We start from the raw sequence: 24539 nt of genomic DNA, 5'->3' as shown, positions 1-24539 counted from the left end.
CGGCGTCAGCCGGCGACGCGGCGCCGAATCACTGAGCGGCGGCCTGCGTGGCCTGAGTAGCCGGAGCGGCCTGAGCAGTCTGCGCGGGCGGCAGCAGCTTCCATTGCGTCAGGATGCCGGCGATCTGCCGCGCGTACTTGTCGCGCAGCGACGGCGTTTCCGAATGGTAGGCGCCGACCGCTTGCCACGTGTTGCCGTAGCGGTTCATCTTCTGTTTGAGATGCCACGCGGCGATGTACACGTTCTTGCACGGCTCCATCAGCGTGTCGCGGCCGATCCCGTAGCGCGACAGCGTCGGCAGGTGGATCGAATTGATCTGCATCAGGCCGTAGTCGACCGAGCCGTTCGTGTTCTTGTTCAGCGCACCGGGCCGGTTGCGCGACTCCTGCCACGCGATCGCGCGCAGGATCAGCGGATTGACCTGCTGATATTTGGCCGCTTCGTCGAAACAATCCGCGCGTGCGTTGCCGCTGGCGAACCACGCGCCGGCGGCGATCAACGCGAGCGAAGCGAATCGTCTGTTCATCGTGCGGAAACGGAAAGGAATTGCGCGAAGCTCGGGAAAACCCGTGCCTGTTATTAGTGCGACGAGAAACGCGCCGCCCGTATCATACCGGCAGACCGTCCGATTGCGACAGCAGGAATACGGCAGCCCGTTTATACCGCATTTCCGTGTCGATTCATCTCGAAATCGGGGCGACGGCCGGCATGCGCAGGGTTACGCGGATCCTTACATATCGCATACGATTCGCCGGACACATGTCGTATGTGAGACAGTCTTCGGATCAATGTGATATTTCGGACATGAAAAACTGCTAATGTCGCCTCTTTCGGACTTGGATCCCAGCACTACCGCCGGAAGTGGCCTGAGCCGGCATCGACCCATTCATCCATGACAAGAAATCGCTTCGTTATGCGGCGTATCGCCACGACCCTGCTCGTGGCGGGCATCATCGTCTCGCAGGCTGCCTACGCTCAGGTCACGCTCAACTTCGTGAATGCGGACATCGACCAGGTCGCGAAAGCGATCGGCGCCGCGACCGGCAAGACCATCATCGTCGACCCCCGCGTGAAGGGGCAGCTCAATCTCGTCGCCGAACGGCCGGTGCCGGAAGACCAGGCGTTGAAGACGCTGCAGTCCGCGCTGCGCATGCAGGGCTTCGCGCTCGTGCAGGATCACGGCGTGCTGAAGGTCGTGCCGGAAGCCGACGCGAAGCTGCAGGGCGTGCCGACCTACGTCGGCAATGCGCCGCAGGCGCGCGGCGACCAGGTGATCACGCAGGTGTTCGAGTTGCACAACGAATCGGCGAACAACCTGCTGCCCGTGCTGCGGCCGCTGATCTCGCCGAACAACACGGTGACGGCCTACCCGGCGAACAACACGATCGTCGTGACCGACTATGCGGACAACGTGCGCCGCATCGCGCAGATCATCTCGGGCATCGACAGCGCCGCGGGTGCGCAGGTGCAGGTCGTGACGCTGCGCAACGCGAACGCGATCGACCTCGCCGCGCAGATGCAGAAGATGCTCGACCCGGGTGCGATCGGCAACAGCGACGCGACGCTGAAGGTGTCGGTCACGGCCGACCCGCGCACCAACTCGCTGCTGCTGCGCGCATCGAACGGCTCGCGCCTCGCGGCCGCGAAACGCCTCGCGCAGCAGCTCGACGCGCCTAGCGCGGTGCCCGGCAACATGCACGTCGTGCCGCTGCGCAACGCCGATGCGGTGAAGCTCGCGAAGACGCTGCGCGGGATGCTCGGCAAGGGCGGCAACGACAGCGGCTCGTCGGCGTCGTCCAACGATGCGAACAGCTTCAACCAGAACGGCGGCTCGTCGTCGAGCGGCAACTTCTCGACCGGCACGTCGGGCACCCCGCCGCTGCCGTCGGGCGGCCTCGGCGGTTCGTCGTCCTCGTCGGCGTATGGCGGCGGCTCGTCCGGCGGCGGCCTCGGCACGGGCGGCCTGCTCGGCGGCGACAAGGACAAGAGCGGTGACGACAACCAGCCAGGCGGGATGATCCAGGCCGATTCGGCCACCAACTCGCTGATCATCACCGCGTCCGATCCGGTTTACCGGAACCTGCGCTCGGTGATCGACCAGCTCGACGCGCGGCGCGCGCAGGTCTATATCGAAGCGCTGATCGTCGAGCTGAACTCGACGACGCAGGGCAACCTCGGCATCCAGTGGCAGGTCGCGAGCGGCCAGTTCCTCGGCGGCACGAACCTGAACCCCGGGCTGGGGTTGGGCAACAGCATCATCAACCTGACGGCGGGCGGCCTGACCAACGCAGCCGGCGGAGTCACCGGCGGCGGGCTGGCCGCCAACCTCGGGCAGTTGTCCCAGGGGCTCAACATCGGCTGGCTGCACAACATGTTCGGCGTGCAGGGGCTCGGCGCGCTGCTGCAATACTTCGCGGGCGTGAGCGACGCGAACGTGCTGTCGACGCCGAACCTGATCACGCTCGACAACGAGGAAGCGAAGATCGTCGTCGGCCAGAACGTGCCGATCGCGACCGGCTCGTATTCGAACCTGACGAGCGGCACGACGAGCAATGCGTTCAATACCTACGATCGCCGCGACGTCGGCCTGACGCTGCACGTGAAGCCGCAGATCACCGACGGCGGGATCCTGAAGCTGCAGCTCTATACCGAGGATTCGGCCGTCGTCAGCGGCACCACGAACGCGCAGACCGGCCCGACCTTCACGAAACGCTCGATCCAGTCGACGATCCTGGCCGACAACGGCGAGATCATCGTGCTCGGCGGCTTGATGCAGGACAACTACCAGGTGTCGAACAGCAAGGTGCCGCTGCTCGGCGACATCCCGTGGATCGGCCAGCTGTTCCGTTCGGAATCGAAGCAGCGCGCGAAAACCAACCTGATGGTGTTCCTGCGTCCGGTGATCATTTCCGATCGCAGCACCGCGCAGGAAGTCACCGCGAACCGCTACGACTACATCCAGGGCGTGACGGGCGCGTACAAGTCGGACAACAACGTGATCCGCGACAAGGACGACCCGGTCGTCCCGCCGATGCCGCTGGGTCCGAGCCAGGGCGGCACGCCGGCCGGCAACCTGTTCGATCTCGACAAGATGCGCCGCCAGCAGTTGCAGCGCCAGGTCGCGCCGGTACCGGCCCAGCCGCTGCCCGAGGCGACGCCCGCGCAGCCGCAAAGCGTGCCTCAGCAGGCGGTGCCGCAACAGCCGCTGACCACCGCGCCGGGAGCGTCGCAGTGAGCGACGTGCTCGCGTCCTCCGCCCACGACGGCGCGCCGGGCGAACGCCAGCCGCCGTCGCCGCTCGCCGCGCGTTTGCTGCCGTACGGCTTCGCGAAGAGCGGCCAGGTGCTGATCGCGCACCAGCTCGACGACACGCTCGAGGTGTGGATCAGCGAACGCACGAGCGATGCCGCGCTCGCGGAGATCGCGCGCAACTTCGGCTCGATCGCCGTGCATCGCGTGCCGGCCGACGAGCTCGCGCAGGCGATCAACCAGGCCTACGCGCGCCAGGACGGCAGCGCCGCGCAGGTGGTCGGCGAGGTCGAAGGCGAAGTCGACCTGTCGCGGCTGATGCAGGACATCCCGGAAGTCGAGGATCTGCTCGAATCGGAAGACGACGCGCCGATCATCCGGATGATCAACGCGCTGCTCACGCAAGCGGCACGCGAACAGGCGTCGGACATCCACATCGAGCCGTTCGAGAATGCGTCGGTCGTGCGCTTTCGCGTCGACGGCACGCTGCGCGACGTCGTGCGCCCGAAGAAGGCGCTGCACGGCGCGCTGATCTCGCGGATCAAGATCATGGCGCAGCTCGACATCGCCGAGAAGCGGCTGCCGCAGGACGGCCGCATCACGCTGCGCGTCGGCGGCCGGCCGGTCGACGTGCGCGTGTCGACGCTGCCGACCGGGCACGGCGAGCGCGCGGTGCTGCGTCTCCTGGAAAAGGATGCGCAGCGGCTGAACCTCGAAGCGCTCGGGATGGGGCGCGACACGCTCGTCCAGTTCGACAAGCTGATCGGCCGCCCGCACGGCATCGTGCTCGTCACCGGCCCGACCGGTTCGGGCAAGACGACCACGCTGTATGCGTCGATGTCGCGGCTCGAAACCGCGACGACCAACATCATGACCGTCGAGGACCCGATCGAATACGATCTGTCCGGCATCGGCCAGACGCAGGTGAACGAGCGGATCGGGATGACCTTTGCCCGCGCGCTGCGCTCGATCCTGCGCCAGGACCCGGACGTGATCATGATCGGCGAAATCCGCGACCTCGAAACCGCGCAGATCGCGGTGCAGGCGTCGCTGACGGGCCACCTCGTGCTCGCGACGCTGCACACGAACGATGCGGCGTCCGCCGTCACGCGCCTGACCGACATGGGCGTCGAGCCGTACCTGCTCGCGTCGTCGCTGCTCGGCGTGCTCGCGCAGCGCCTCGTGCGCCAGCTCTGCCCCGTCTGCAAGGAAGAGCGGCACGAGGACGGCCGCACCGTATGGCATCCGGTCGGCTGCGCGAAGTGCGGACATTCCGGTTATGCGGGCCGGCGCGGTGTGTACGAGTTGCTGGTGATCGACGATTCGATCCGCTCGCTGATTCACCGCAACGCGGCCGATGCTGAAATTCTCGCCGCCGGCCGAGCGGAAGGGATGCGCACGCTGCGCGACGACGCGGAGCGCTGGCTCGCGTCCGGCGCGACGTCGCTCGAGGAAGTGCTGCGCGTGACGGGAGGCGCATAGCGCAATGCCGGCATTCCGTTTCGAAGCAATCGATTCGGCGGGGCGCGCGCAGAAAGGCGTGATCGATGCCGACAGCGCGCGTGCCGCGCGCGGCCAGCTGCGCACGCAGGGGCTGACGCCGCTCGTCGTCGAGCCGGCCGCCAGCGCGACGCGCGGCGCACGTTCGCAGCGGCTCGCGTTCGGCCGCAAGCTGTCACAGCGCGAGCAGGCGATCCTCACGCGCCAGCTCGCGAGCCTGCTGATCGCGGGGCTGCCGCTCGACGAGGCGCTCGGCGTGCTGACCGAGCAGGCCGAGCGCGACTACATCCGCGAACTGATGGCCGCGATCCGCGCGGAAGTGCTCGGCGGCCATTCGCTCGCGAATGCGCTGGGCCAGCATCCGCGCGATTTTCCGGAAATCTACCGCGCACTCGTTGCCGCGGGCGAGCACACCGGCAAGCTCGGCATCGTGCTGTCGCGCCTGGCCGACTACATCGAGCAGAGCAACGCGCTGAAGCAGAAGATCCTGCTGGCGTTCACGTATCCGGGCATCGTCACGCTGATCGCGTTCGGCATCGTCACGTTCCTGCTGAGCTACGTCGTGCCGCAGGTCGTCAACGTGTTCGCGAGCACGAAGCAGCAGTTGCCGATCCTCACGGTCGTGATGATGGCGCTGTCGGAATTCGTGCGGCACTGGTGGTGGGCGATCCTGATCGCGGTCGCGCTCGTCGTGTGGTTCGTGAAGACGACGCTGTCGCGCGCCGGGCCGAGGCTCGCGTTCGACCGCTGGGTGCTGACCGCGCCGCTCGCCGGCAAGCTCGTGCGCGGCTACAACACGGTGCGCTTCGCGAGCACGCTCGGCATTCTCACCGCGGCCGGCGTGCCGATCCTGCGCGCGTTGCAGGCGGCCGGCGAGACGCTGTCGAACCGCGCGATGCGCGCGAACATCGACGATGCGATCGTGCGCGTGCGCGAAGGCTCCGCGCTGTCGCGCGCGCTGAACAACGTGAAGACGTTTCCGCCGGTGCTCGTGCACCTGATTCGTTCGGGCGAAGCGACGGGCGACGTGACGACGATGCTGGATCGCGCGGCCGAAGGCGAAGCGCGCGAACTCGAGCGCCGCACGATGTTCCTGACGAGCCTGCTGGAGCCGCTGCTGATCCTCGCGATGGGCGGCATCGTGCTCGTGATCGTGCTGGCCGTGATGCTGCCGATCATCGAGCTGAACAACATGGTGCAGTGACGGTGCGGCCCGATTCCGACGGACGGGCCGCTACCGTTCAGCGCATGTAGATCGCGGGGGACGGCGTGTTCGCCGGGAGCTGGATTTCGGCGCGGGCGCCGTTGCGGTCGACGATGATCGAGCGCGGCCGGACTTCGGCGAGCTTCGCGCCGGACGTGACCTCCGCGCCGAGCGACACGGCGCGCGGCGGTTCGCCGCCGACGCCGACGATCGCCGCGCCGCCGTGGTCGAGCGCGAGAATGCCGAACAGGTGGATGTCCTGGACGGGATTCTTGTCGAGCTGACCGCCGAAGAGCGCGGCGGCGTCCTCGGTGCGGATCGGCAGCCGCGCGGCGGCGGCGGGCAGCGGTGCTTCGCGGGCCGACAGCGTGACGACCCAGTAGGTGGCCGTCGCGCACAAACCCGCGAAGAGGGCGAGGGAAAGGATCCGGATCGAGAGCGCGTTCATGCGCGCTATTGTACGGATGTATATGAAATTTGCGTTGGGTGAAAGCCCTCGGCGATGCGCGCCTTACAATGCGTGCTCCGCGCCCGCCGGTCCGGAAGGTTGCTGTCAGGCAATCGTCCGGTGCGCCGGGTGCGTCACTCAATCGACGACATTTTTTGGAAAGAGGTAGTCAGTCATGCAAACGTGGATCACTCGCCGCAACGCGGCCGTGCGTCGTCAGCGCGGTTTCACGCTGATCGAGATCATGGTGGTGGTCGCGATCCTCGGGATCCTGGCGGCGCTGATCGTGCCGAAGATCATGAGCCGCCCCGACGAGGCGCGCCGCATCGCCGCGAAGCAGGACATCGGCACGATCATGCAGGCGCTCAAGCTGTACCGTCTGGACAACGGCCGCTATCCGACCCAGGAGCAGGGCCTGAACGCGCTGATCCAGAAGCCGACCAACGATCCGATCCCGAACAACTGGAAGGACGGCGGCTATCTCGAGCGCCTGCCGAACGACCCATGGGGCAACGGGTACAAGTACCTGAACCCGGGCGTGCACGGCGAGATCGACGTGTTCAGCTACGGCGCCGACGGCAAGGAAGGCGGCGAAAGCAACGACTCCGACATCGGCTCGTGGCAGTAAGCCGGCGCTGATCGGCCCGACGTTTCATTTCCGTTCTTCATGCTCGCCATTCGCACGACCTCCCGCTGCGGCCGCGATTGCCGGGTGCGTCGCGGTGCGGTGCCGTCCGTACCGGCACGTGCCGATGGCGGCTTGACGAAGCACCGTGCGGCGCGCCGTCGCGCGCGCGGCTTCACGCTGCTCGAAATGCTGGTCGTGCTCGTGATCGCGGGGCTGCTCGTGTCGCTCGCGTCGCTGTCGCTGACGCGTAATCCGCGCACCGACCTGCGCGAGGAAGCGCAGCGCATCGCGCTGCTGTTCGAGACGGCCGGCGACGAAGCGCAGGTGCGCGCGCGGCCGATCGCGTGGCAGCCGACCGCGCACGGCTTCCAGTTCGACGTGAGTTCGCCCGACGGCTGGCGCACGCTGCGCGACGACCTGCTGCGCCCGCGCGACTGGGACGGCGGCGTCACCGGCGCGGACATCGATTACCCGGGGTCGGACACGCGCGCGAACCGCGTCGTGTTCGGCACCGAGAGCATCGACACACCGGTGCGCGTGACGCTGCATTCGGCCGCCGGCAGCGCGACGATCGTCGGCACCGGCAACGGCCGCTACGAGGTGCAATGACGATGCGTCGTCGCCTGCCCTTCTCCGTTTCCCCTTCCCGCGGCTTCACGATGATCGAGGTGCTGGTCGCGCTCGCGATCATCGCGGTCGCGCTCGCCGCGTCGATCCGCGCGGTCGGCACGATGGCGACCAATGCGTCCGACCTGCATCGCCGCCTGCTCGCCGGCTGGAGCGCCGACAACGCGCTCGCGCAGCTGCGGCTCACGCATGCGTGGCCGGAGGTCGGCGAACAGAGTTTCGACTGCTCGCAAGGCAACGTGCAGCTCGTGTGCACGCAGCGCGTGAGCACCACGCCGAACCCGGTGTTCCGGCGCGTGCGGATTTCGGTGAGCATGCCCGGCCGTGCCGGCGTGCTCGCGCAAATGGTGACGGTGGTCGCGAATGAAACCAGCCGCCCGCTCTGACGCGCCGATGCGACGCCCGTTCGCCCGCCCCGCCCGCGGCTTCACGCTGATCGAGCTGATGATCGCGATCGCGATTCTCGCGGTGGTCGCGATCCTCGCATGGCGCGGGCTCGACCAGATCATGCGCGGTCGCGACAAGGTCGCGGCCGCGATGGAAGACGAGCGCGTGTTCGCGCAGATGTTCGACCAGATGCGCATCGACGCGCGACTCGCCGCGACCGACGACGAGGCCGGCCAGCCGGCGATCGGCGTCGCCGGCAACACGCTGCAGATCGTGCGCGAGCTCGACGTGCCGGGCGTCGCGCCGCGGCTGCAGGTGGTCCGCTACCGGATCGCCGGCGGGCGCGTCGTGCGCTATGCGTCGCCGCCGATCGACGACACGAACCGGCTGCGCACCGTGCTGAAGGACAGCAGCGTCGAAGGCTGGAGCTGGGTCGCGCTGATGGGCGGCGTCGGCGCGATCGACGCGAAGCTGTACGTGCCGCGCGTGGGCTGGACCACCAACCTGCAGACGGCCGACGAAGCGCTCGCGCAGAACAACGACGCGCTGAAGGTGCCGCAGATCGGCAACGCGCCGCCGGCGCGCGCGGTGACCGGGCTGCAGGTCAGCATCGGCGCGACGTCGCTGCGCGTGCCGGTCACGCGCATCTTCCTCGTCGGGGAATGACGATGCGTGCGCGCCCAGCCCGTCGAATGCCTGCCCGCCGCCAGCGCGGCGCCGCGATCATCACCGCGCTGCTCGTGGTCGCGCTGTCGGCGATCCTCGTCTCGGGGATGTTGTGGCGCCAGCAGGTGCAGATCCGCCGCATCGAGAACCAGCGCGTGATCGCGCAGGCGCAGTGGGTCGCGCGCGGCGCGCTCGACTGGACCCGGATGATCCTGCGCTCCGAAGGCGATACGGCGCCCGGCATCACGTATCTCGGCGGGATCTGGGGCGTGCCGATCGCGAAGACGAAGCTGTCGGATTTCCTCGGCCGGATCGGCGCGCCCAACGACACGGACGCCGAAGACACCTATCTGTCCGGCTCGATCGAGGATGCGCAGGCGAAGTTCAACCTGCGCAACCTCGTGTCGTCGCCGGCGCCCGGCGTGCTGCAGCTGAACGTCACGCAGATGCAGGCGTTCCAGCGCCTGCTGACGACGCTCGGCTACGACAGCGCGTTCGCGAAGCGCATCGCGCTGCAGGTGCGCGCGGGGCTGCTGCATTCGGCCACGCGGTTCCAGATGCCGAACCTGCCCGGCGGCGGCGGGACGGCCGCAAACGCCGCGACCGCGCCGGTGACGAGCGGCGACATGCAGGGCAGCGGCTTCACCGACGATCCGGGGATGGCCGGCGGCGATCGTGGGCCCGCGCCGCTGATGATGACGCGCGTCGACAGCCTGCTCGACGTCGACGGCGTGACGCCGGAGATGGTCGCGCGACTGCGCCCGTTCGTCACCGTGCTGCCGACCACGACGCCCGTGAACATGAACACCGCGCCGGCCGAAGTGATCGCCGCGCTGATACCGGGAATGAGCGTGTCGTCCGCGCAGGCGCTCGTGGCGCGCCGCGAGACGGTGTTTTTCCGGAACGTCGGCGACGTGCAGCTCGCGCTGCGCGGCGCCGGCGCGCAGCCGAACGTGACGATCGACTCGAGCCTCGTCGACGTCAATTCGAGCTATTTCATCGTGCACGGCCGGATTCAGCACGAACGCGCGGAGGTCGACCGCACCTCGCTCGTGTATCGTGATCCGACCACGCACTCGACACGGGTCGTGCGCATCCGCGACCAGCTATAACGACGCCAATCGGGAGAGGAGCTCTTGTGAGCACGTTGATTGTTTCTTTGCCGCCGCGCGAGCCTGCCGTGCCGTTGCAGGAATGGCAGTGGCCCGAGCTGCCGTTCACGCTCGTCGACAAGGCCGGCCACGTGCAGCGCGCGGGCCGCGCCGCGCTCGCGCTGCTGCCGCGCGCGAACGCGACGGTGCTGATCGTCGCCGCGCGCGACGTGCTGCTGCTGGCCGCGACCGTGCCGCCGCTGAAGGGGCCGAAGCTGCGCCAGGCGCTGCCCAACATCGTCGAGGATCAGCTGATCCAGGATCCGCTCGGCTGCCACATCGCGCTCGACCCGGCCCCGCTGCCCGACGGGCGCCGCGTGCTGGCCGTCGTCGATCGCGCGTGGTTCCGCGCGATCTGCGACGCGTTTACCGCGGCCGGCCACCGACACCTGAGCGCGGTTCCCGCGACCCGCTGCCTGCCGGCGCCGCGTGGGTCGGCCGAGGCCGCATCCACCGTGCCGGCCGACGGCGAGGCGACCGACGCCGCCGCGCTCGTCGCGGACGTCACCGGGCCGGCTGCCCGCCCGGCGACGGTCGCCGCGGTGCTCGGACTCGCGACGGCGGTCGAACCGGTACTCGTCGAAGCCGGCGCATTGCCGGCCGCGGCCGGTGCGCGGCGCCTCGAGCTGGCGGTCGCGCGCGGCGCGCTTGGCGAAGGTTTCGCGGCGCCCGCGTCGCGCGCGGCCGGCACGCTGGCCGCGCTCGCGGGCGGCGGCGACGTCGAACTGTACGAACTCGGCGAGCCGGGCGCGGAGCCGCGGCTCGCGTCGGTCGGCAGCACCGACGCGCCGCTGCTGCCGGGCGCCGCACCGCTGTCGTTCGATACGTTCGCGCGCCGGGCGCTCGCCGAGAAGTTCGATCTGTGCCAGTTCGAATTCGAGTCTCAGCCGTGGCGCTTCGACCGCGCGACGCTCAAGCGCCTGCGCGTGCCGATCGCGCTCGCCGCGGCGACGCTCGGCGTCGCTGTGATCGGGATGAACGTGCACTGGTGGAAGCTGTCGCGCGAGCGCGATGCGCTGTCCGCGCAGATTACCGAGACGCTGCTGTCTGCGTTCCCGAAGACGACCACCGTGCTCGACCCGCCCGCGCAGATGCAGCGCCAGCTCGACCAGCTGCGCCTCGCGGCCGGCGAACTGTCGCCGAACGATTTCCTCGCGCTGTCGAGCGGCCTGGCGCGCTCGATGGGGGCGCTGCCGCTGAACGGCATCGCGTCGCTCGACTATCACGACCGGCGGCTCGACGTCGGCTTCAAGCCGGAGGTCAAGGTCGATCCCGATTTCACGCAGCGCCTCGCGCGTAACGGACTGTCCGGCGAAGTCGACAGCAACACGGGCAAATGGACGATCCGGAGCCGCTCATGAAAACCGAACAACTGAACCAGACGCTGGCCCAGTTCTGGGGCGAGCGCTCGCCGCGCGAGAAAATGCTGCTCGGCTGGGGCGGCGCCGTGCTGGCGGTCGCGATTGCGTATTCGGTGCTGTGGTCGCCCGCGCAGGAAGGCCGTGCGCGAATCCAGCGCGAGCTGCCGACGATGCGTCACGAGCTCGCGCAGATGACCGCGCAGGCGAACGAGGCGAAATCGCTGTCGGTCGCCGCGCAGGGTGTCGCGCCGACCGGCCTCGCGCTGAAGGATGCGCTCACTGCATCGCTGTCCGATCACGGGCTGCAGGGCGCGCAGGTGCAGATCGTCGGCAACGGCGTGCAGGTCCAGATGAAGAACGTGTCGTTCCCGGCATGGACCCAGTGGCTCGACGATGCGCGCCGGCAGTTCAAGGTGCAGGTCGGCGAAGCGCATGCCACGGCCCTGAAGGAAGACGGTCAGGTGGATCTGACGGCCGTGATGCAACCGTCCGTCCAGAAATAGATGACCGCAGTGGATGACGCAAACGAAGGCCGGCCGATGCGGCCATGGGTGAGACGGCTCGTCACCGTGTTGCCGTGGGTGCTGGCGGGCGGCGTGGCGACGGCGGTGACGCTCGTCGCGCTCGCGCCGGCCGCGTGGATCGCGCCGCAGTTCGCGCGCGCGACCGGCGGCCACGTGAATCTCGTCGATCCGGACGGGTCGCTGTGGCACGGCTCGGGCACGCTGATGCTCGCGCCTGGCGCCGACCAGAGCGCGGCGACGCTGCTGCCGGGCCGGGTCGAATGGACCACGCGCTTCTGGCCGCTGCTGACCGGGCGCGTGCAGATGCACATGCGGCAGACGGAAGCGATGCCCGATGCGGTCACGCTCGACGCGACGTGGCGCGGCGCGGTGCTGTCGGCGGGGACGATGGCCGTACCCGCGTCGCTGCTCACGGGGCTCGGTACGCCGTTCAACACGCTCGACCTGCAGGGCGACGTGCGGCTCCGCTGGAGCGACTGGCGGCTCATCGGCAACAACGCGTTCGGCCAGCTGACGGTGACGATCGATTCGATGAGTTCGCGCGTGTCGCGCGTGAAGCCGCTCGGTTCGTACCGCGCGGTATTGCAGGCGAAGGGCGCGGGCGCCGATCTCGACCTGTCGACGACGCAGGGCCCGCTGTTCCTCGACGGGCACGGCAGCTTCGGCCCCGGCCAGGGGTCGTTCCGCGGGACCGCGCATGCGGCGCCGGAGCAGCAGGCGAACCTCGCCGGGCTGCTGAACCTGCTCGGCCACCCGATCGGCAACAACCAGGTTTCGCTGATCTTCGGCGACGCGCAGCGCTGATTACGCGCGTCGCCCGCTTTCCTTCCTACTTCTGCGCGAGCGGCGCTGCGACCGACGGCGCGGTGGCCGCGGGCGCGGCCGCACCGGACGCCGGCACAGGCGCCGGCGCCGCCATGTCGCCGTTCTCGCGCGCCATCTCCGACACGTTCCAGCCGCCGCCGAGCGCCTTCACGAGCCCGACCGACGACACCATCCGCTGCCCGGCGATCGTCGCGAGCTTCTGCTGCGCGGTAAACGCGGTGGTTTGCGCGGTCAGCACGTTCAGGTACGCGACCGTGCCCGCCTTGTACTGGTTCGTGACGATCGCGAGCGCGTGCTCGGCGCTGTCGACGGCCTGCCGCTGCACGTCGATTTCCTGCGCGAGGATCCGCTGCGACGCGAGGTTGTCCTCGACGTCCTGGAACGCGGTGAGCACCGCGAGGCGATAGGCGGCGACGTCCTGGTCGTAGGTCGCGCGCGCGGCGTCGGTCTGCGCGGCGCGCAGCCCCGCGTCGAACAGCGTGGCCGCGAGTTGCGGGCCGACCGTCCAGAACCGTGCCGGCAGCGTGAACAGCTGCGACCACACCGAGCTCTGGAAGCCGCCGGTGGCCGACAGCGTCAGCGTGGGGAAAAACGCGGCGATCGCGACGCCGATCTGCTCGTTCGCGGCCGCCGCCCGGCGCTCGGCCGCCGCGATGTCGGGCCGGCGCTCGAGGATCGCGGACGGTACGTCGACAGGCGTGACCGGCGGCTCGGCCGCGAGCGGGTTCGGCGGCAGCGAGAAGGTCGACGCAGGCTCGCCGATCAGCGTCGCGATCGCATGCTCGTACTGCGCGCGGGCGACGCCGTTGTCGATCTGCGCGGCCTGCGCGCTCTGCAGCTGCGTCTGCGCCTGGATCACGTCCGCGCGCGCGGCGACGCCCTGCGCGTACTGGTTCTGCGTGAGCTGCAGCGAGCGTTCGTACGATTTCACGGTGTCGTCGAGCAGCTTTTGCAGCGCATCGGACGTGCGCAACTGGAAATAGGTCTGCGCGAGCAGTGCCTGCTGCGACAGCCGCGCGTTCGCGAGATCGGCCGCCGCGGCCGCTTCGCCGGCGCGCTGCGCGCTGACGGTGCGGCTCACCTTGCCCCACAGGTCGGGTTCCCAGCTGGCGTCGAGGCCGACGCTGTAGCTGTTGTTGATCGACCCGGTCGACCCGCTGCCGAAGCTCGACGACGCGCCCGACGACAGCGATGTGCGCGGCGACCGCGCGCGCGAGCCCGATGCGGTCAGCCCGACGGTCGGGAAATACGCGGCACGCGCCTCGGTGACGAGCGCGCGCGCCTGCCGGTAGGCGGCCGCCGATTGCGCGATGGTCTGGTTCGACGCGTTGAGCTTGCCGATCAGCGCATCGAGCTGCGGATCGTTGTAGACCGTCCACCATGCGCCGCGGTCGGCGCGATCGGCGGGCTGCGCGACTTTCCAGCCGGCCGGCGCTTCCTTGAAGGCGGCGGGAATCGACGTGTCGGGCCGGTGATAGTCGGGCCCGACGGCGCAGCCGGCGAGCAGCACGGCCGTCGCAATGGCGACGGCGGCGCTCAGCGGGCGAACGGCGCGCGGGAGGGGGGCGTACGGCATGGTGGTTTTCCTGTCTGGGCGTGACGGCCGGCGAGCGGCGCCGCGCGATGCGGTCGTCATGCCGCTGGCGGACAAATGGTAACTGACGGCGGGAAAGCTGCGCAGCCGTAAGGGTACGGTGCGCGGCGGCCCGGATGTGTTACCGGCGCAGCTGGCCGGTTTACCGGCCATTACGGCCGGCTTGCGGGAAAACGGACGTGCGAACGGGCGCGCGACGCCCGCCACGCGTGACGCGGCCGGCGATCAGGCGGGACGGGCTGGACGTTCGGGAAAGCGGCAGCGGTGCGGCGTCAGTGGCAGCGCACGGGCACCGGCACCGGGACGGACTCGGCGGTGGCCCGCCATGTCGACGGCTCCGTCACGGACGGGGCCGACTGGGTCGTGCGGCGGGCGCCGCCCTTCGCGTTGCGCTGCCGGCGATGATCGAACCATGCGAACCCGAGCGCCGCGAGCGAGCCGCCAGGCACGACCAGCATCGTCACGTACAGCGCGATCTTCCAGCCGCGGTGCGGCCCGGAGAACACATGATGAGCGGTATCGGTCAGGTTGCGGCGCAGCGCGCCGGCGGCATTTTTCAGGAACAGCATCGCGAACATCCTCGGGGTGCCCGGCAGCGCGGGCCAATCGGTCAGAACATAGTCTCCGGCAGTGCAACATGCACGTCGTAACTGGTTGACCTAAATAATATTGACTAAGCAATCATTTTTCAAGATACTGGGCGCGTTCAAACCCGAAACGCACTATTGCTGCGCGCGCAATCGCATGACCGGCGGCCTCTACGATCCCGAGAACATCGCGCTGGAAACGAGCCTCGGCTATTACCTGTCGAAGGCGAAGCAGGCGCTCGTCGAGCGGATGGATCGTGCGCTCGAGCCGCTCGACCTCACCGCGCAGCAGATCGGCGTGATCCTGCTGCTGTCGCGCGGCTACGCGCGCACGCCGTTCGAACTGTCGCGCAAGATGTCGTACGACAGCGGGTCGATGACGCGCATGCTCGACCGGCTCGAACGCAAGGGGCTGATCGCACGCGCGCGCAGCGAGCAGGACCGCCGGATGATCGAGCTGACGCTGACCGAGCGCGGCATCGAAGCCGCCCGCGCGCTGCCGTCGCTGGTCGCGACCGTGCTGAACGCGCAGCTCGAAGGCTTCTCGGCCGACGAACTGGCGACGCTCATCGGCCTGCTGCAGCGCTTCATCGCCAACGGGCCCGGTTCGACCGGCTGCCCGACGCCCGACGAACCCGACTGCTGATGCGTACGGAGCCTCCATGTCCGGATTTAAACAATCGCTTATTTATCTGTCTGGGCAGAAGATGACAGGGCACGTGCTCCGCTTTTCCCCTTTTTCATTCCACCCGGCCGGGCCGCGCTGCGTCGCGCGCCCGTGCGTTGTGCCGGCGCGTCCCGCGCGCCGCGTCTAGGAGATTCCGATGTCCGCCACCACGGCATCCGCCCCCTCCCCCGCCGCCGAACCGGCGCCGCTGACCGGCGGCGCGCTCGCGCTGCTGACCGTCGGGCTCGCGCTCGGCACCTTCATGGAAGTGCTCGACACGTCGATCGCGAACGTCGCGGTGCCGACCATCTCGGGCAGCCTCGGCGTCGCGACGAGCGAAGGCACATGGGTGATTTCGTCGTACTCGGTCGCGTCCGCGATCGCGGTGCCGTTGACCGGCTGGCTCGCGCGGCGGGTCGGCGAGGTGCGGCTGTTCACGCTGTCGGTGCTCGCGTTCACGATCGCGTCGGCGCTGTGCGGCCTCGCGACCAACTTCGAGACGCTGATCGCGTTCCGGCTGCTGCAGGGCCTCGTGTCGGGGCCGATGGTGCCGCTGTCGCAGACGATCCTGATGCGCAGCTACCCGCCGGCGAAACGCGGGCTCGCGCTCGGGCTATGGGCGATGACGGTGATCGTCGCGCCGATCTTCGGCCCGTTGTTGGGCGGCTGGATCAGCGACAACTACACGTGGCCGTGGATCTTCTACATCAATTTGCCGATCGGCGTGTTCTCGGCGACCTGCGCGTACTTCCTGCTGCGCGGCCGCGAAACGAAGACGTCGAAGCAGCGGATCGACGCGATCGGCCTCGCGTTGCTCGTGATCGGCGTGTCGTGCCTGCAGATGATGCTCGACCTCGGCAAGGACCGCGACTGGTTCAACTCGTCGTTCATCGTCGCGCTCGCGCTGATCGCGGTCGTGTCGCTCGCGTTCATGCTCGTGTGGGAGGCGACCGAGAAGGAGCCGGTGGTCGACCTGTCGCTCTTCAAGGACCGCAACTTCGCGCTCGGCGCGCTGATCATCTCGTTCGGCTTCATGGCGTTCTTCGGCTCGGTCGTGATCTTCCCGCTGTGGTTGCAGACGGTGATGGGCTACACGGCCGGCAAGGCCGGCCTCGCGACCGCGCCGGTCGGGCTGCTCGCGCTCGTGCTGTCGCCGCTGATCGGCCGCAACATGCACCGGCTCGACCTGCGGATGGTCGCGAGCTTCGCGTTCATCGTGTTCGCGGGCGTGTCGCTGTGGAACGCGACGTTTACGCTCGACGTGCCGTTCAACCACGTGATCCTGCCGCGGCTCGTGCAGGGCATCGGCGTCGCGTGCTTCTTCGTGCCGATGACGACGATCACGCTGTCGAGCATCTCCGACGAGCGGCTCGCGAGCGCGTCGGGGCTGTCGAACTTCCTGCGCACGCTGTCCGGCGCGATCGGCACCGCGGCCAGCTCGACGTTCTGGGAGAACGACGCGATCTACCATCATGCGCGGCTGTCGGAATCGGTGAGCGTCTACGCGCAGAACACGACCGACTACCAGGGCGCGCTCGCGCAGCTCGGCATCGTCGGGCAGACGGCCAATGCGCAGCTCAACCAGCTCGTCACGCAGCAGGGTTTCATGATGGCGACGAACGACTTCTTCCACCTGTCGGCGGGCGTGTTCATCGCGCTCGCGGCGCTCGTGTGGATCACGAAGCCGAAGAAGGGCGCGGGGCCGGCGATGGGGCATTGATGATCCGACGGGCGGCCATCACGGCCGCCCTTTTCGTTTCACCGTTCGCTTCATCGCCCGGCGGCCCGGCCATCACTCCCTCGCCCGCAATCCCCCGAACGCCAGATCGTCGCCCGGCGCGAGCGGCAGCGTCGCCCGCGCGACGTCGAGCCACGCGCGCGCCGCGTGCGACAGGTAGCCCTTCTTCAGCCAGCCGAGCGCGATCGCCCACGTGATTTCAGGCTCGACGATCGGCCGGCACGTGAACTGGCCCGCGTCGAGCCGCCGGCAATACGGCTCCGGCAGCAGCGCGATGCCGACGCCCGCATGCACGAGCGCGGCCATGAAATCCCAGTGGCCGCTGCGGCTTACGATCGACGGCGTGAAACCGGCCTGCCGGCATGCATCGAGCACCGCGTCGTGCAGCGCGAGGCTTTCCGCATAGAACACGAACGATTCGCGCGCGAGATCGGCGAGCGGCACGGCCGCGTGGTCCTCCCAGCGCGACTCGCGCGGCGCGACGAGCCACAGCGGCGCGCGCACCATCGGCAGCCGCTCGAACGTGCCGGGATCCACCGGCTCCAGCAGCCCGCCGAGTTCCAGCTCGCCCGACGTCAGCGCGGCCTCGATCATCCGCGCGCCCTGCTCGAACAGCTTCAGCTCGATGTTCGGGTAGCGCTGCTTGTACGCGGCGATGATCGGCGTGAACAGCGAACCGCCGAGCGGCGGGATGCCGATCGTCAGCTCGCCGCGTCCGAGCGTGCCGAGATCGTTCAGCTCCGATTGCAGCTGCGCCTGCGCGGCGAGCACGTCCTGGCCGCGCTGGAACACGATCCGCCCGGCGTCGGTCAGCACCATCTGCCGGCCGTCGCGCAGCAGCAGCGGCGAACCGATCTCGTCTTCCAGCGCCTTCACCATCTTGCTGATGGTCGGCTGCGTGACGAACAGCTTGTCGGCCGCCGCGGTGAAGCTCTGCTGGCGAACCACCTCGACGAAGTACCGCAGCGCGCGCAATTCCATCGATCACTCCCCAGATTGGTGCAGCTGAATTCAAGCGAATTCCGAATTGGAATGACAAGGATAGAGACAAGTCATTTTATTTATGGTTAGGGGAAACCCTATACTGACGCCATCGACAGAAACATCTGTAGGGAGTCCCGCCATGAACAAGCCGTCCGCCACTGCCGCCGCCCGCCCTGCCGCTTCGGGCAGCCTCGCGCACACGGGCCGGATCGTGCTGCAGGCCGCCGCGCTCGGCGTGCTGTGGATGGCGGTCGACTGGGCCGTGCGCAAGGTCGGGCTGCCGATTCCGTCCGGCGTGATCGGCCTCGCGGTGCTGCTCGTGCTGCTGTTCTCGGGCCGCGTCGCACCGGCATGGGTGAAGGACGGCGCGAACTGGCTGCTGTCCGACATGCTGCTGTTCTTCGTGCCGGCCGCCGTCGCGGCCGTGCAGTACGGCGGGCTGTTCCGCGAGGACGGCTGGCGCATCGCGCTGGTGATGCTCGCCGGCACCGCGTTCGTGATGGTCGCGGTGGCCGTCGCGGTCGATCTCGCCGCGAAGCTCGAACGCCGGCTCGCCGCGCAGCGCGTATTCGCCGAACGCCGCCGCGCGCGCCTGAGCGCCGTCGCGCACTGAGCCGGAGCCGCTCATGCTCGCCGCACTAGCGAACCTGCCCGCCGACCGCGTGAATACCGCGATCTCCGTCGGCTGCTTCGTGCTGACGATCGTGCTGTATTTCGCGTCGAAGCGGCTCTATGCATACAAGAAGACGCTGCTGTTCTCGCCGCTCGTGTTCGTGCCGGGCGTGCTGGTGCTGCTCGTGCTGCTGACCGGCATCCCGTATTCGGTCTATTTCCGCGACACGCGCTGGCTGATGTGGCTGCTGGGCCCGGCGACGATCGCGTTCGCGGTGCCGATCTACGACTATCGCGACCTGATTCGCCGCCACTGGCTGTCGCTGTCGGTCGGCGTCGCGGTCGGGATCGCCGCGGGCGTGTGCGGATCGCTGCTGCTCGCGAAGCTGCTGCACCTGTCGCCCGAGCTGCAGCGCTCGCTGATGACGCGCTCGGTGTCGACGCCGTTCGCGCTCGCCGTGTCGGACAAGATCCACGCGCCGAAGGACCTCACGGCCCTCTTCGTGATCGCGACCGGTATCTGCGGGATGCTGCTCGGCGAACTGGTGCTCGCGCTCGTGCCGATGCGCACGCGGCTCGCGCGCGGTGCGCTGTTCGGCGCGGCCGCGCACGGCGTGGGCACCGCGAAGGCACGCGAGATCGGCAGCGAGGAAGGCGTCGTGTCGAGCCTGACGATGATGATCGCGGGCGTCGCGATGGTGCTGATCGCGCCGCTGCTGTCGCTGCTGCCGATCTGACGCCCGCACGGGCAGGCGCCGCTGCCCGCCTGCCGCGCTCCTTCCTTGTGTGATGGCCCGGGTCCCGCCGGCCGCACGCCCCCCGCCCCGCCCGATCGTTTCCGCCGCCGTTCCTGCCCCGCATCGTGCCGACATCTGACCGACACCCGGCCGACAATCGGCTGAGATAGCCGCAATTCCCCCCTCTTTTCCGCCCATCGGCCTCGGCCCGGATGCCGAACAATGCATGCTACGAGACATCACGCACGCATTCACATGGCCACGACTGCAACCCCGACCGCCGACAAGCCGGCTTCCTCCGGCAAGTTCAAGCGCATCGCGCTCATCGCCGTCATCGCGCTGGGCGCGGCCGCCGCCGCCGCCGGCGGCATGTACGTGTTCCTGAGCAAGGCAGGCGTCGGCCATGCGAGCGCACCCGCCGAGCCGGCGCCGCTTGCCGCGCCGGTGTTCTTCGCGCTCGACCCGCTGACCGTGAACCTGCAGTCCGACGACGGCGCGCAGCACTACCTGCGCGTCGGCCTGTCGCTGAAGCTCACCGACCCGAAGGCGCAGGAGCAACTGACCGCGCGGATGCCGGAAATTCGCAGCCGGATCCTGCTCGCGCTGTCGAACAAGCATCCCGAGGAGCTCGCGACGCCGGACGGCAAACGTTCGCTCGCGAAGGAGCTGCGCGCGCTGATCGAGCAGCCGACCCAGCCGGGCAACCAGCGCGCGAAGGTCGACGAGGTGCTGTTCACCGAATTCGTCGTCCAGTAACGCGGCCGCGAAAGGAGCGCGTATGGGTCACCAGGAGTTCATGTCCCAGGAGGAGGTCGATGCCCTCCTCAAGGGCGTCACGGGCGAAACCGATGCGGTCGACGAGCAGCGCGACACATCGGGCGTCCGCCCCTACAACATCGCGACGCAGGAGCGGATCGTCCGCGGCCGGATGCCCGGCCTCGAGATCATCAACGACCGCTTCGCGCGCCTGCTGCGGATCGGCATCTTCAACTTCATGCGGCGCACGGCGGAAATCTCCGTCAGCCAGGTGAAGGTGCAGAAGTACAGCGAATTCACCCGCAACCTGCCGATCCCGACGAACCTGAACCTGGTGCACGTGAAGCCGCTGCGCGGCACGTCGCTGTTCGTGTTCGACCCGAACCTCGTGTTCTTCGTCGTCGACAACCTGTTCGGCGGCGACGGGCGCTTCCACACGCGCGTCGAGGGCCGCGATTTCACGGCCACCGAGCAGCGGATCATCGGCAAGCTGCTGAACCTCGTGTTCGAGCACTACACGACCGCGTGGAAGAGCGTGCGGCCGCTGCAGTTCGAATTCGTGCGCTCGGAGATGCACACGCAGTTCGCGAACGTCGCGACGCCGAACGAGATCGTGATCGTCACGCAGTTCTCGATCGAGTTCGGGCCGACGGGCGGCACGCTGCACATCTGCATGCCGTACTCGATGGTCGAGCCGATCCGCGACGTGCTCAGCTCGCCGATCCAGGGCGAGGCGCTCGAGGTCGACCGCCGCTGGGTGCGCGTGCTGTCGCAGCAGGTGCAGGCCGCCGAGGTCGAGCTGACCGCGAATCTCGCCGAGATCTCGTCGACGTTCGAGAAGATCCTGAACCTGCGCGCGGGCGACGTGCTGCCGCTCGAGATCGAGGACACGATCACCGCGAAGGTCGACGGCGTGCCGGTGATGGAATGCGGCTACGGAATTTTCAATGGTCAATATGCGTTGCGCGTGCAGAAGATGATCGGCGCGAGCGATTCGATGAAGGAAGGTGGATATGAGTGAGCTGAACCAGACGCCCGACGACGACATGCAGGCGATGGCCGATGCGGCCCTCGCGGCGTCGGCCGCCGACGCGAAGGCGCCGGCCGCGGCCGACGAAGAGCAGGGCCTCGACGACTGGGCGGCCGCGCTCGCCGAGCAGAATCAGCAGCCGGTGCCGGCGGGTGCGACGGGCGCCGGCGTGTTCCAGCCGCTGTCGAAGGCCGCGGCGAGCTCGACGCACAACGACATCGAGATGATCCTCGACATCCCGGTCAAGATGACCGTGGAGCTCGGCCGCACGAAGATCGCGATCCGCAACCTGCTGCAGCTCGCGCAGGGGTCGGTCGTCGAGCTCGACGGCATGGCCGGCGAGCCGATGGACGTGCTCGTGAACGGCTGCCTGATCGCGCAGGGCGAAGTCGTGGTCGTCAACGACAAGTTCGGTATTCGCCTCACCGACATCATCACGCCCGCCGAACGCATCCGGAAGCTGAATCGATGAACGTCGTGAAGCCCGGCCGGCGCGTGTGTCGCGCGATCGCAGCGGCGGCGCTTGCCGTCGCCGCATCGCTCGCGTGCACGCCGGCCGGCGCCGCCGACATGAACGCGGTGAACCACGCCGGTTCGATCGCGTCGAGCGTGACGGTCGGCTCGGCCGTGCCGTCGCTCGGCATCGGCGCGGTGCTGCAGACGCTCGTCGGGCTCGCGGTCGTGATCGGCCTCGTGTTCGCGTGCGCATGGCTCGCGCGCCGCTTCGGCTTTCAGCCCGCGCGACGCGGCGGCCCGCTGAAGGTCGTGTCGAGCGTCGGGCTCGGCGCGAAGGAAAGCGCGACGATCGTCGAGATCGGCGACACCTGGCTCGTGCTCGGCGTCGCGCCGGGCAACGTGCGCCTGCTGCATACGCTGCCGGCCGGTTCGGTGGCGACCGCCGCGACCGTGGAGTCGACCTCGACCGACGCACCCGCCGGCGGCAATCCGTCCGACGGCGCCCTGCCCGGCACGTTCGGCTCGCGTTTTCGCGACGCGCTCGCGGGCGAAGCCGCGAAACGCCTCGGTCGCGGCAAGGACCGCTGACATGGCGTCGCGCCCTCTTTCAGTCTCAGCATTCCGATGAAACACGCATTCCTGCGTCACGCGGCGCGCGTCGCGCCCGTGCTGATCCTCTGTCTCGCGCCCGCGCTTGCCTGCGCGCAGGCGAACGGCCTGCCCGCGTTCAACGCGAGCCCGGGCCCGCACGGCGGCACCACCTATTCGCTGAGCGTGCAGACGATGCTGCTGCTCACGATGCTGTCGTTCCTGCCGGCGATGCTGCTGATGATGACGAGCTTCACGCGCATCATCATTGTGCTGTCGCTGCTGCGCCAGGCGCTCGGCACCGCGACGACGCCGCCGAACCAGGTGCTCGTCGGGCTCGCGATGTTCCTCACCTTCTTCGTGATGTCGCCGGTGCTCGACCGTGCGTACAACGACGGCTACAAGCCCTTCTCCGACGGCTCGATGCCGATGGAGCAGGCCGTGCAGCGCGGCGTCGCACCGTTCAAGACCTTCATGCTGAAGCAGACCCGCGAGACCGATCTCGCGCTGTTCGCGAAGATCTCGAAGGCCGCGCCGATGCAGGGCCCCGAGGACGTGCCGCTGTCGCTGCTGGTGCCCGCGTTCGTCACGAGCGAGCTGAAGACCGGCTTCCAGATCGGTTTCACGGTGTTCATCCCGTTCCTGATCATCGACATGGTCGTCGCGAGCGTGCTGATGTCGATGGGGATGATGATGGTGTCGCCGTCCACCGTGTCGCTGCCGTTCAAGCTGATGCTGTTCGTGCTCGTCGACGGCTGGCAACTGCTGATCGGCTCGCTCGCGCAGAGCTTCAGTTAAGCGGAGGAACACGCGCGATGACGCCCGAACAAGTGATGACGCTGGCGCACCAGGCGATGATGGTGGGCCTGCTGCTCGCGGCCCCGCTGCTGCTGGTCGCGCTCGCGGTCGGCCTCGTCGTGAGCCTGTTCCAGGCCGCGACGCAGATCAACGAAGCGACGCTGTCGTTCATCCCGAAGCTGCTCGCGGTCGCCGCGACGCTCGTGATCGCCGGCCCGTGGATGCTGACGACGATGCTCGACTACCTGCGGCAGACGCTGCTGCACGTCGCGACGCTCGGCGCCGGCTGAGCGGCGCGTCCGGCCTGCTTTTTCCGCAATGTTCTCGGTCACCTACGCGCAGCTCAACGGCTGGCTCACGGCGTTCCTGTGGCCGTTCGTGCGGATGCTCGCGCTCGTCGCGACGGCGCCCATGGTCGGCCACGCGGCCGTGCCGGTGCGCGTGAAGATCGGCGTCGCCGCGTTCATGGCGCTGGTCGTCGCGCCGACGCTCGGCGCGATGCCGGACGTCACCGTGTTCTCCGCGCAGGGCATCTGGATCCTCGTCACGCAGTTCCTGATCGGCGTCGCGATGGGTTTCACGATGCAGCTCGTGTTCGCGGCCGTCGAAGCGGCCGGCGACTTCATCGGGCTGTCGATGGGGCTCGGCTTCGCGACCTTCTTCGATCCGCATTCGAATGGCGCGACACCCGCGATGGGGCGGTTCCTGAACGCGGTCGCGATGCTCGCGTTCCTCGCCGTGGACGGCCACCTGCAGGTATTCGCGGCGCTCGCCGCGTCGTTCCAGTCGCTGCCGGTGTCGGGCGAGCTGCTGCACGCGCCGGGCTGGCGCACGCTTGCCGCGTTCGGCGCGACCGTGTTCGAGATGGGGCTGCTGCTGTCGCTGCCGGTGGTCGTGGCACTGCTGATCGCGAACCTCGCGCTTGGCATCCTGAACCGCGCGGCGCCGCAGATCGGCATGTACCAGATCGGCTTTCCCGTCACGCTGATCGTCGGGTTGCTGCTCGTGCAACTGATGATCCCGAACCTCGTGCCGTTCGTGTCGCACCTGTTCGACATGGGGCTCGATGCGATGGGGCGGGTGTTGATCGGGTGGCGGTAGGCGTGTGGAGTTGTCATTGCAGCCGAGACGCAACAACCCCGCGATTCAGCTGGTATCAAAAAAATAAAGCGCAACAAAACCGCAATTTCTGCAGGATCATTTACGGACTGTGGTCGGCGGCGCGGGCGCGGAATACATCTCGCCGCCCCGGATATTGCCAGTGTGACTATCGTGAAGTTGGGCCTGCGTACCGCAATGCGATCAACTCACCATCACGAACTGTTTTCAAGTGTCTTAGTGGTGTCGGGCGCCCTGGTTGTGCAATTACCTACCCCGACCGCAGATCAAGTGCCTATCGCTCCTCGCACGAGGCATATGGAA

At 68.5% G+C, this 24539-nt stretch carries 27 protein-coding genes; 22 read left to right on the top strand and 5 right to left on the bottom strand.

Annotation, left to right across the window (positions count from 1 at the left end):
- Window positions 1-28: 28 nt before the first annotated feature.
- Window positions 29-526, bottom strand: a complete 498-nt coding sequence (locus CFB49_RS00270) for a lytic transglycosylase domain-containing protein (RefSeq protein ID WP_069618799.1) — start codon at window positions 524-526, stop codon at window positions 29-31.
- 366 nt (window positions 527-892) lie between these two features.
- Here CFB49_RS00270 and gspD point away from each other — a divergent pair, with 366 nt between their 5' ends.
- Genes gspD through gspF form a run of 3 tightly spaced genes read left to right on the top strand, consistent with a single transcriptional unit; the run spans window position 893 to window position 5953 of the window.
- Entirely contained in the window at window positions 893-3235 is a 2343-nt protein-coding gene (gene gspD, locus CFB49_RS00265) for a type II secretion system secretin GspD (protein ID WP_089434325.1), read from the top strand.
- Window positions 3236-3240: 5 nt separating this feature from the next.
- Window positions 3241-4731 (top strand): type II secretion system ATPase GspE, encoded by a 1491-nt coding sequence (gene gspE / locus CFB49_RS00260; protein WP_012492991.1) that lies wholly within the window; start codon window positions 3241-3243, stop codon window positions 4729-4731.
- A gap of 4 nt (window positions 4732-4735) precedes the next feature.
- Window positions 4736-5953 carry a type II secretion system inner membrane protein GspF gene (gspF, locus tag CFB49_RS00255; RefSeq protein ID WP_069618801.1) on the top strand — a complete coding sequence of 406 codons (1218 nt, stop codon included), beginning with the start codon at window positions 4736-4738 and terminating at the stop codon, window positions 5951-5953.
- Window positions 5954-5990: 37 nt separating this feature from the next.
- Here gspF and CFB49_RS00250 read toward each other — a convergent pair whose 3' ends face one another.
- Window positions 5991-6401, bottom strand: coding sequence for a type II secretion system protein N (locus CFB49_RS00250; RefSeq protein ID WP_006477247.1), 411 nt, complete (start codon window positions 6399-6401; stop codon window positions 5991-5993).
- A 175-nt stretch (window positions 6402-6576) separates the two neighbouring features.
- Between CFB49_RS00250 and gspG the strand changes: the two genes are divergently transcribed.
- From gspG to CFB49_RS00210, 8 genes are read left to right on the top strand one after another with little or no spacing between them, the layout of a single operon-like run.
- Window positions 6577-7029 (top strand): type II secretion system major pseudopilin GspG, encoded by a 453-nt coding sequence (gspG, locus tag CFB49_RS00245; protein WP_012492990.1) that lies wholly within the window; start codon window positions 6577-6579, stop codon window positions 7027-7029.
- Window positions 7030-7068: 39 nt separating this feature from the next.
- Window positions 7069-7638: a GspH/FimT family pseudopilin gene (locus tag CFB49_RS00240; protein WP_069618802.1), complete on the top strand. Its 570-nt coding sequence runs from the start codon at window positions 7069-7071 to the stop codon at window positions 7636-7638.
- 2 nt (window positions 7639-7640) lie between these two features.
- The gene (gene gspI, locus CFB49_RS00235; protein ID WP_089434422.1) at window positions 7641-8042 is read left to right on the top strand and encodes a type II secretion system minor pseudopilin GspI; all 402 of its coding nucleotides are present in this window, start codon (window positions 7641-7643) and stop codon (window positions 8040-8042) included.
- On the top strand, window positions 8020-8709 hold the full coding sequence (locus CFB49_RS00230; RefSeq protein ID WP_089434322.1) for a PulJ/GspJ family protein: 690 nt from the start codon (window positions 8020-8022) through the stop codon (window positions 8707-8709). The genes gspI and CFB49_RS00230 overlap by 23 nt, the downstream gene beginning before the upstream one ends.
- A gap of 2 nt (window positions 8710-8711) precedes the next feature.
- The gene (gene gspK, locus CFB49_RS00225; protein WP_089490577.1) at window positions 8712-9821 is read left to right on the top strand and encodes a type II secretion system minor pseudopilin GspK; all 1110 of its coding nucleotides are present in this window, start codon (window positions 8712-8714) and stop codon (window positions 9819-9821) included.
- 26 nt (window positions 9822-9847) lie between these two features.
- Window positions 9848-11221 carry a type II secretion system protein GspL gene (gspL, locus tag CFB49_RS00220; protein WP_089490510.1) on the top strand — a complete coding sequence of 458 codons (1374 nt, stop codon included), beginning with the start codon at window positions 9848-9850 and terminating at the stop codon, window positions 11219-11221.
- A complete protein-coding gene (gene gspM / locus CFB49_RS00215; RefSeq protein WP_089434420.1) occupies window positions 11218-11724 on the top strand; it encodes a type II secretion system protein GspM in 507 nt (168 codons plus the stop codon). The genes gspL and gspM overlap by 4 nt, the downstream gene beginning before the upstream one ends.
- A 36-nt stretch (window positions 11725-11760) precedes the next feature.
- Window positions 11761-12549 (top strand): type II secretion system protein N, encoded by a 789-nt coding sequence (locus CFB49_RS00210; protein WP_089434419.1) that lies wholly within the window; start codon window positions 11761-11763, stop codon window positions 12547-12549.
- A 25-nt stretch (window positions 12550-12574) separates the two neighbouring features.
- Here the strand turns inward: CFB49_RS00210 and CFB49_RS00205 are convergent, their stop codons facing one another.
- Window positions 12575-14146: an efflux transporter outer membrane subunit gene (locus CFB49_RS00205; protein WP_089490509.1), complete on the bottom strand. Its 1572-nt coding sequence runs from the start codon at window positions 14144-14146 to the stop codon at window positions 12575-12577.
- Window positions 14147-14436: 290 nt separating this feature from the next.
- Window positions 14437-14733: a multidrug ABC transporter ATPase gene (locus tag CFB49_RS00200; RefSeq protein ID WP_089490576.1), complete on the bottom strand. Its 297-nt coding sequence runs from the start codon at window positions 14731-14733 to the stop codon at window positions 14437-14439.
- Between the two features lie 175 nt (window positions 14734-14908).
- Between CFB49_RS00200 and CFB49_RS00195 the strand changes: the two genes are divergently transcribed.
- Together CFB49_RS00195 and CFB49_RS00190 are read left to right on the top strand one after the other, a co-directional pair.
- Window positions 14909-15397, top strand: a complete 489-nt coding sequence (locus CFB49_RS00195; RefSeq protein WP_050015756.1) for a MarR family winged helix-turn-helix transcriptional regulator — start codon at window positions 14909-14911, stop codon at window positions 15395-15397.
- Between the two features lie 178 nt (window positions 15398-15575).
- A complete protein-coding gene (locus CFB49_RS00190) occupies window positions 15576-17138 on the top strand; it encodes a DHA2 family efflux MFS transporter permease subunit (protein ID WP_006491289.1) in 1563 nt (520 codons plus the stop codon).
- Window positions 17139-17210: 72 nt separating this feature from the next.
- Here the strand turns inward: CFB49_RS00190 and CFB49_RS00185 are convergent, their stop codons facing one another.
- Window positions 17211-18137: a LysR family transcriptional regulator gene (locus CFB49_RS00185; RefSeq protein WP_089434320.1), complete on the bottom strand. Its 927-nt coding sequence runs from the start codon at window positions 18135-18137 to the stop codon at window positions 17211-17213.
- A gap of 142 nt (window positions 18138-18279) precedes the next feature.
- Here CFB49_RS00185 and CFB49_RS00180 point away from each other — a divergent pair, with 142 nt between their 5' ends.
- The 9 genes from CFB49_RS00180 (at window position 18280) to fliR (ending at window position 24218) form a co-directional block, all read left to right on the top strand.
- Window positions 18280-18753, top strand: coding sequence for a CidA/LrgA family protein (locus CFB49_RS00180; RefSeq protein ID WP_069618811.1), 474 nt, complete (start codon window positions 18280-18282; stop codon window positions 18751-18753).
- 13 nt (window positions 18754-18766) lie between these two features.
- Window positions 18767-19489: an LrgB family protein gene (locus CFB49_RS00175; RefSeq protein ID WP_089434319.1), complete on the top strand. Its 723-nt coding sequence runs from the start codon at window positions 18767-18769 to the stop codon at window positions 19487-19489.
- A 255-nt stretch (window positions 19490-19744) separates the two neighbouring features.
- On the top strand, window positions 19745-20245 hold the full coding sequence (gene fliL, locus CFB49_RS00170; protein WP_176730209.1) for a flagellar basal body-associated protein FliL: 501 nt from the start codon (window positions 19745-19747) through the stop codon (window positions 20243-20245).
- A 22-nt stretch (window positions 20246-20267) separates the two neighbouring features.
- A complete protein-coding gene (gene fliM, locus CFB49_RS00165; protein ID WP_069618814.1) occupies window positions 20268-21266 on the top strand; it encodes a flagellar motor switch protein FliM in 999 nt (332 codons plus the stop codon).
- Window positions 21259-21747 carry a flagellar motor switch protein FliN gene (gene fliN / locus CFB49_RS00160; protein WP_069618815.1) on the top strand — a complete coding sequence of 163 codons (489 nt, stop codon included), beginning with the start codon at window positions 21259-21261 and terminating at the stop codon, window positions 21745-21747. The genes fliM and fliN overlap by 8 nt, the downstream gene beginning before the upstream one ends.
- The gene (gene fliO, locus CFB49_RS00155; protein WP_089490508.1) at window positions 21744-22319 is read left to right on the top strand and encodes a flagellar biosynthetic protein FliO; all 576 of its coding nucleotides are present in this window, start codon (window positions 21744-21746) and stop codon (window positions 22317-22319) included. The genes fliN and fliO overlap by 4 nt, the downstream gene beginning before the upstream one ends.
- A gap of 36 nt (window positions 22320-22355) precedes the next feature.
- Window positions 22356-23117, top strand: a complete 762-nt coding sequence (gene fliP, locus CFB49_RS00150) for a flagellar type III secretion system pore protein FliP (protein ID WP_069618817.1) — start codon at window positions 22356-22358, stop codon at window positions 23115-23117.
- Window positions 23118-23134: 17 nt separating this feature from the next.
- Entirely contained in the window at window positions 23135-23407 is a 273-nt protein-coding gene (gene fliQ, locus CFB49_RS00145) for a flagellar biosynthesis protein FliQ (protein ID WP_006401718.1), read from the top strand.
- A 28-nt stretch (window positions 23408-23435) separates the two neighbouring features.
- Complete coding sequence (gene fliR / locus CFB49_RS00140; RefSeq protein ID WP_089434317.1) at window positions 23436-24218, top strand: flagellar biosynthetic protein FliR; 783 nt, start codon at window positions 23436-23438, stop codon at window positions 24216-24218.
- The last annotated feature ends 321 nt before the right edge of the window (window positions 24219-24539 follow it).

This window comes from Burkholderia sp. AU17457 (assembly GCF_002223255.1).
Classification (GTDB): Bacteria; Pseudomonadota; Gammaproteobacteria; order Burkholderiales; family Burkholderiaceae; genus Burkholderia; species Burkholderia sola.
Note: the sequence above shows the minus strand (reverse complement) of the source record. Positions and strands in the feature narration are given on the sequence as shown.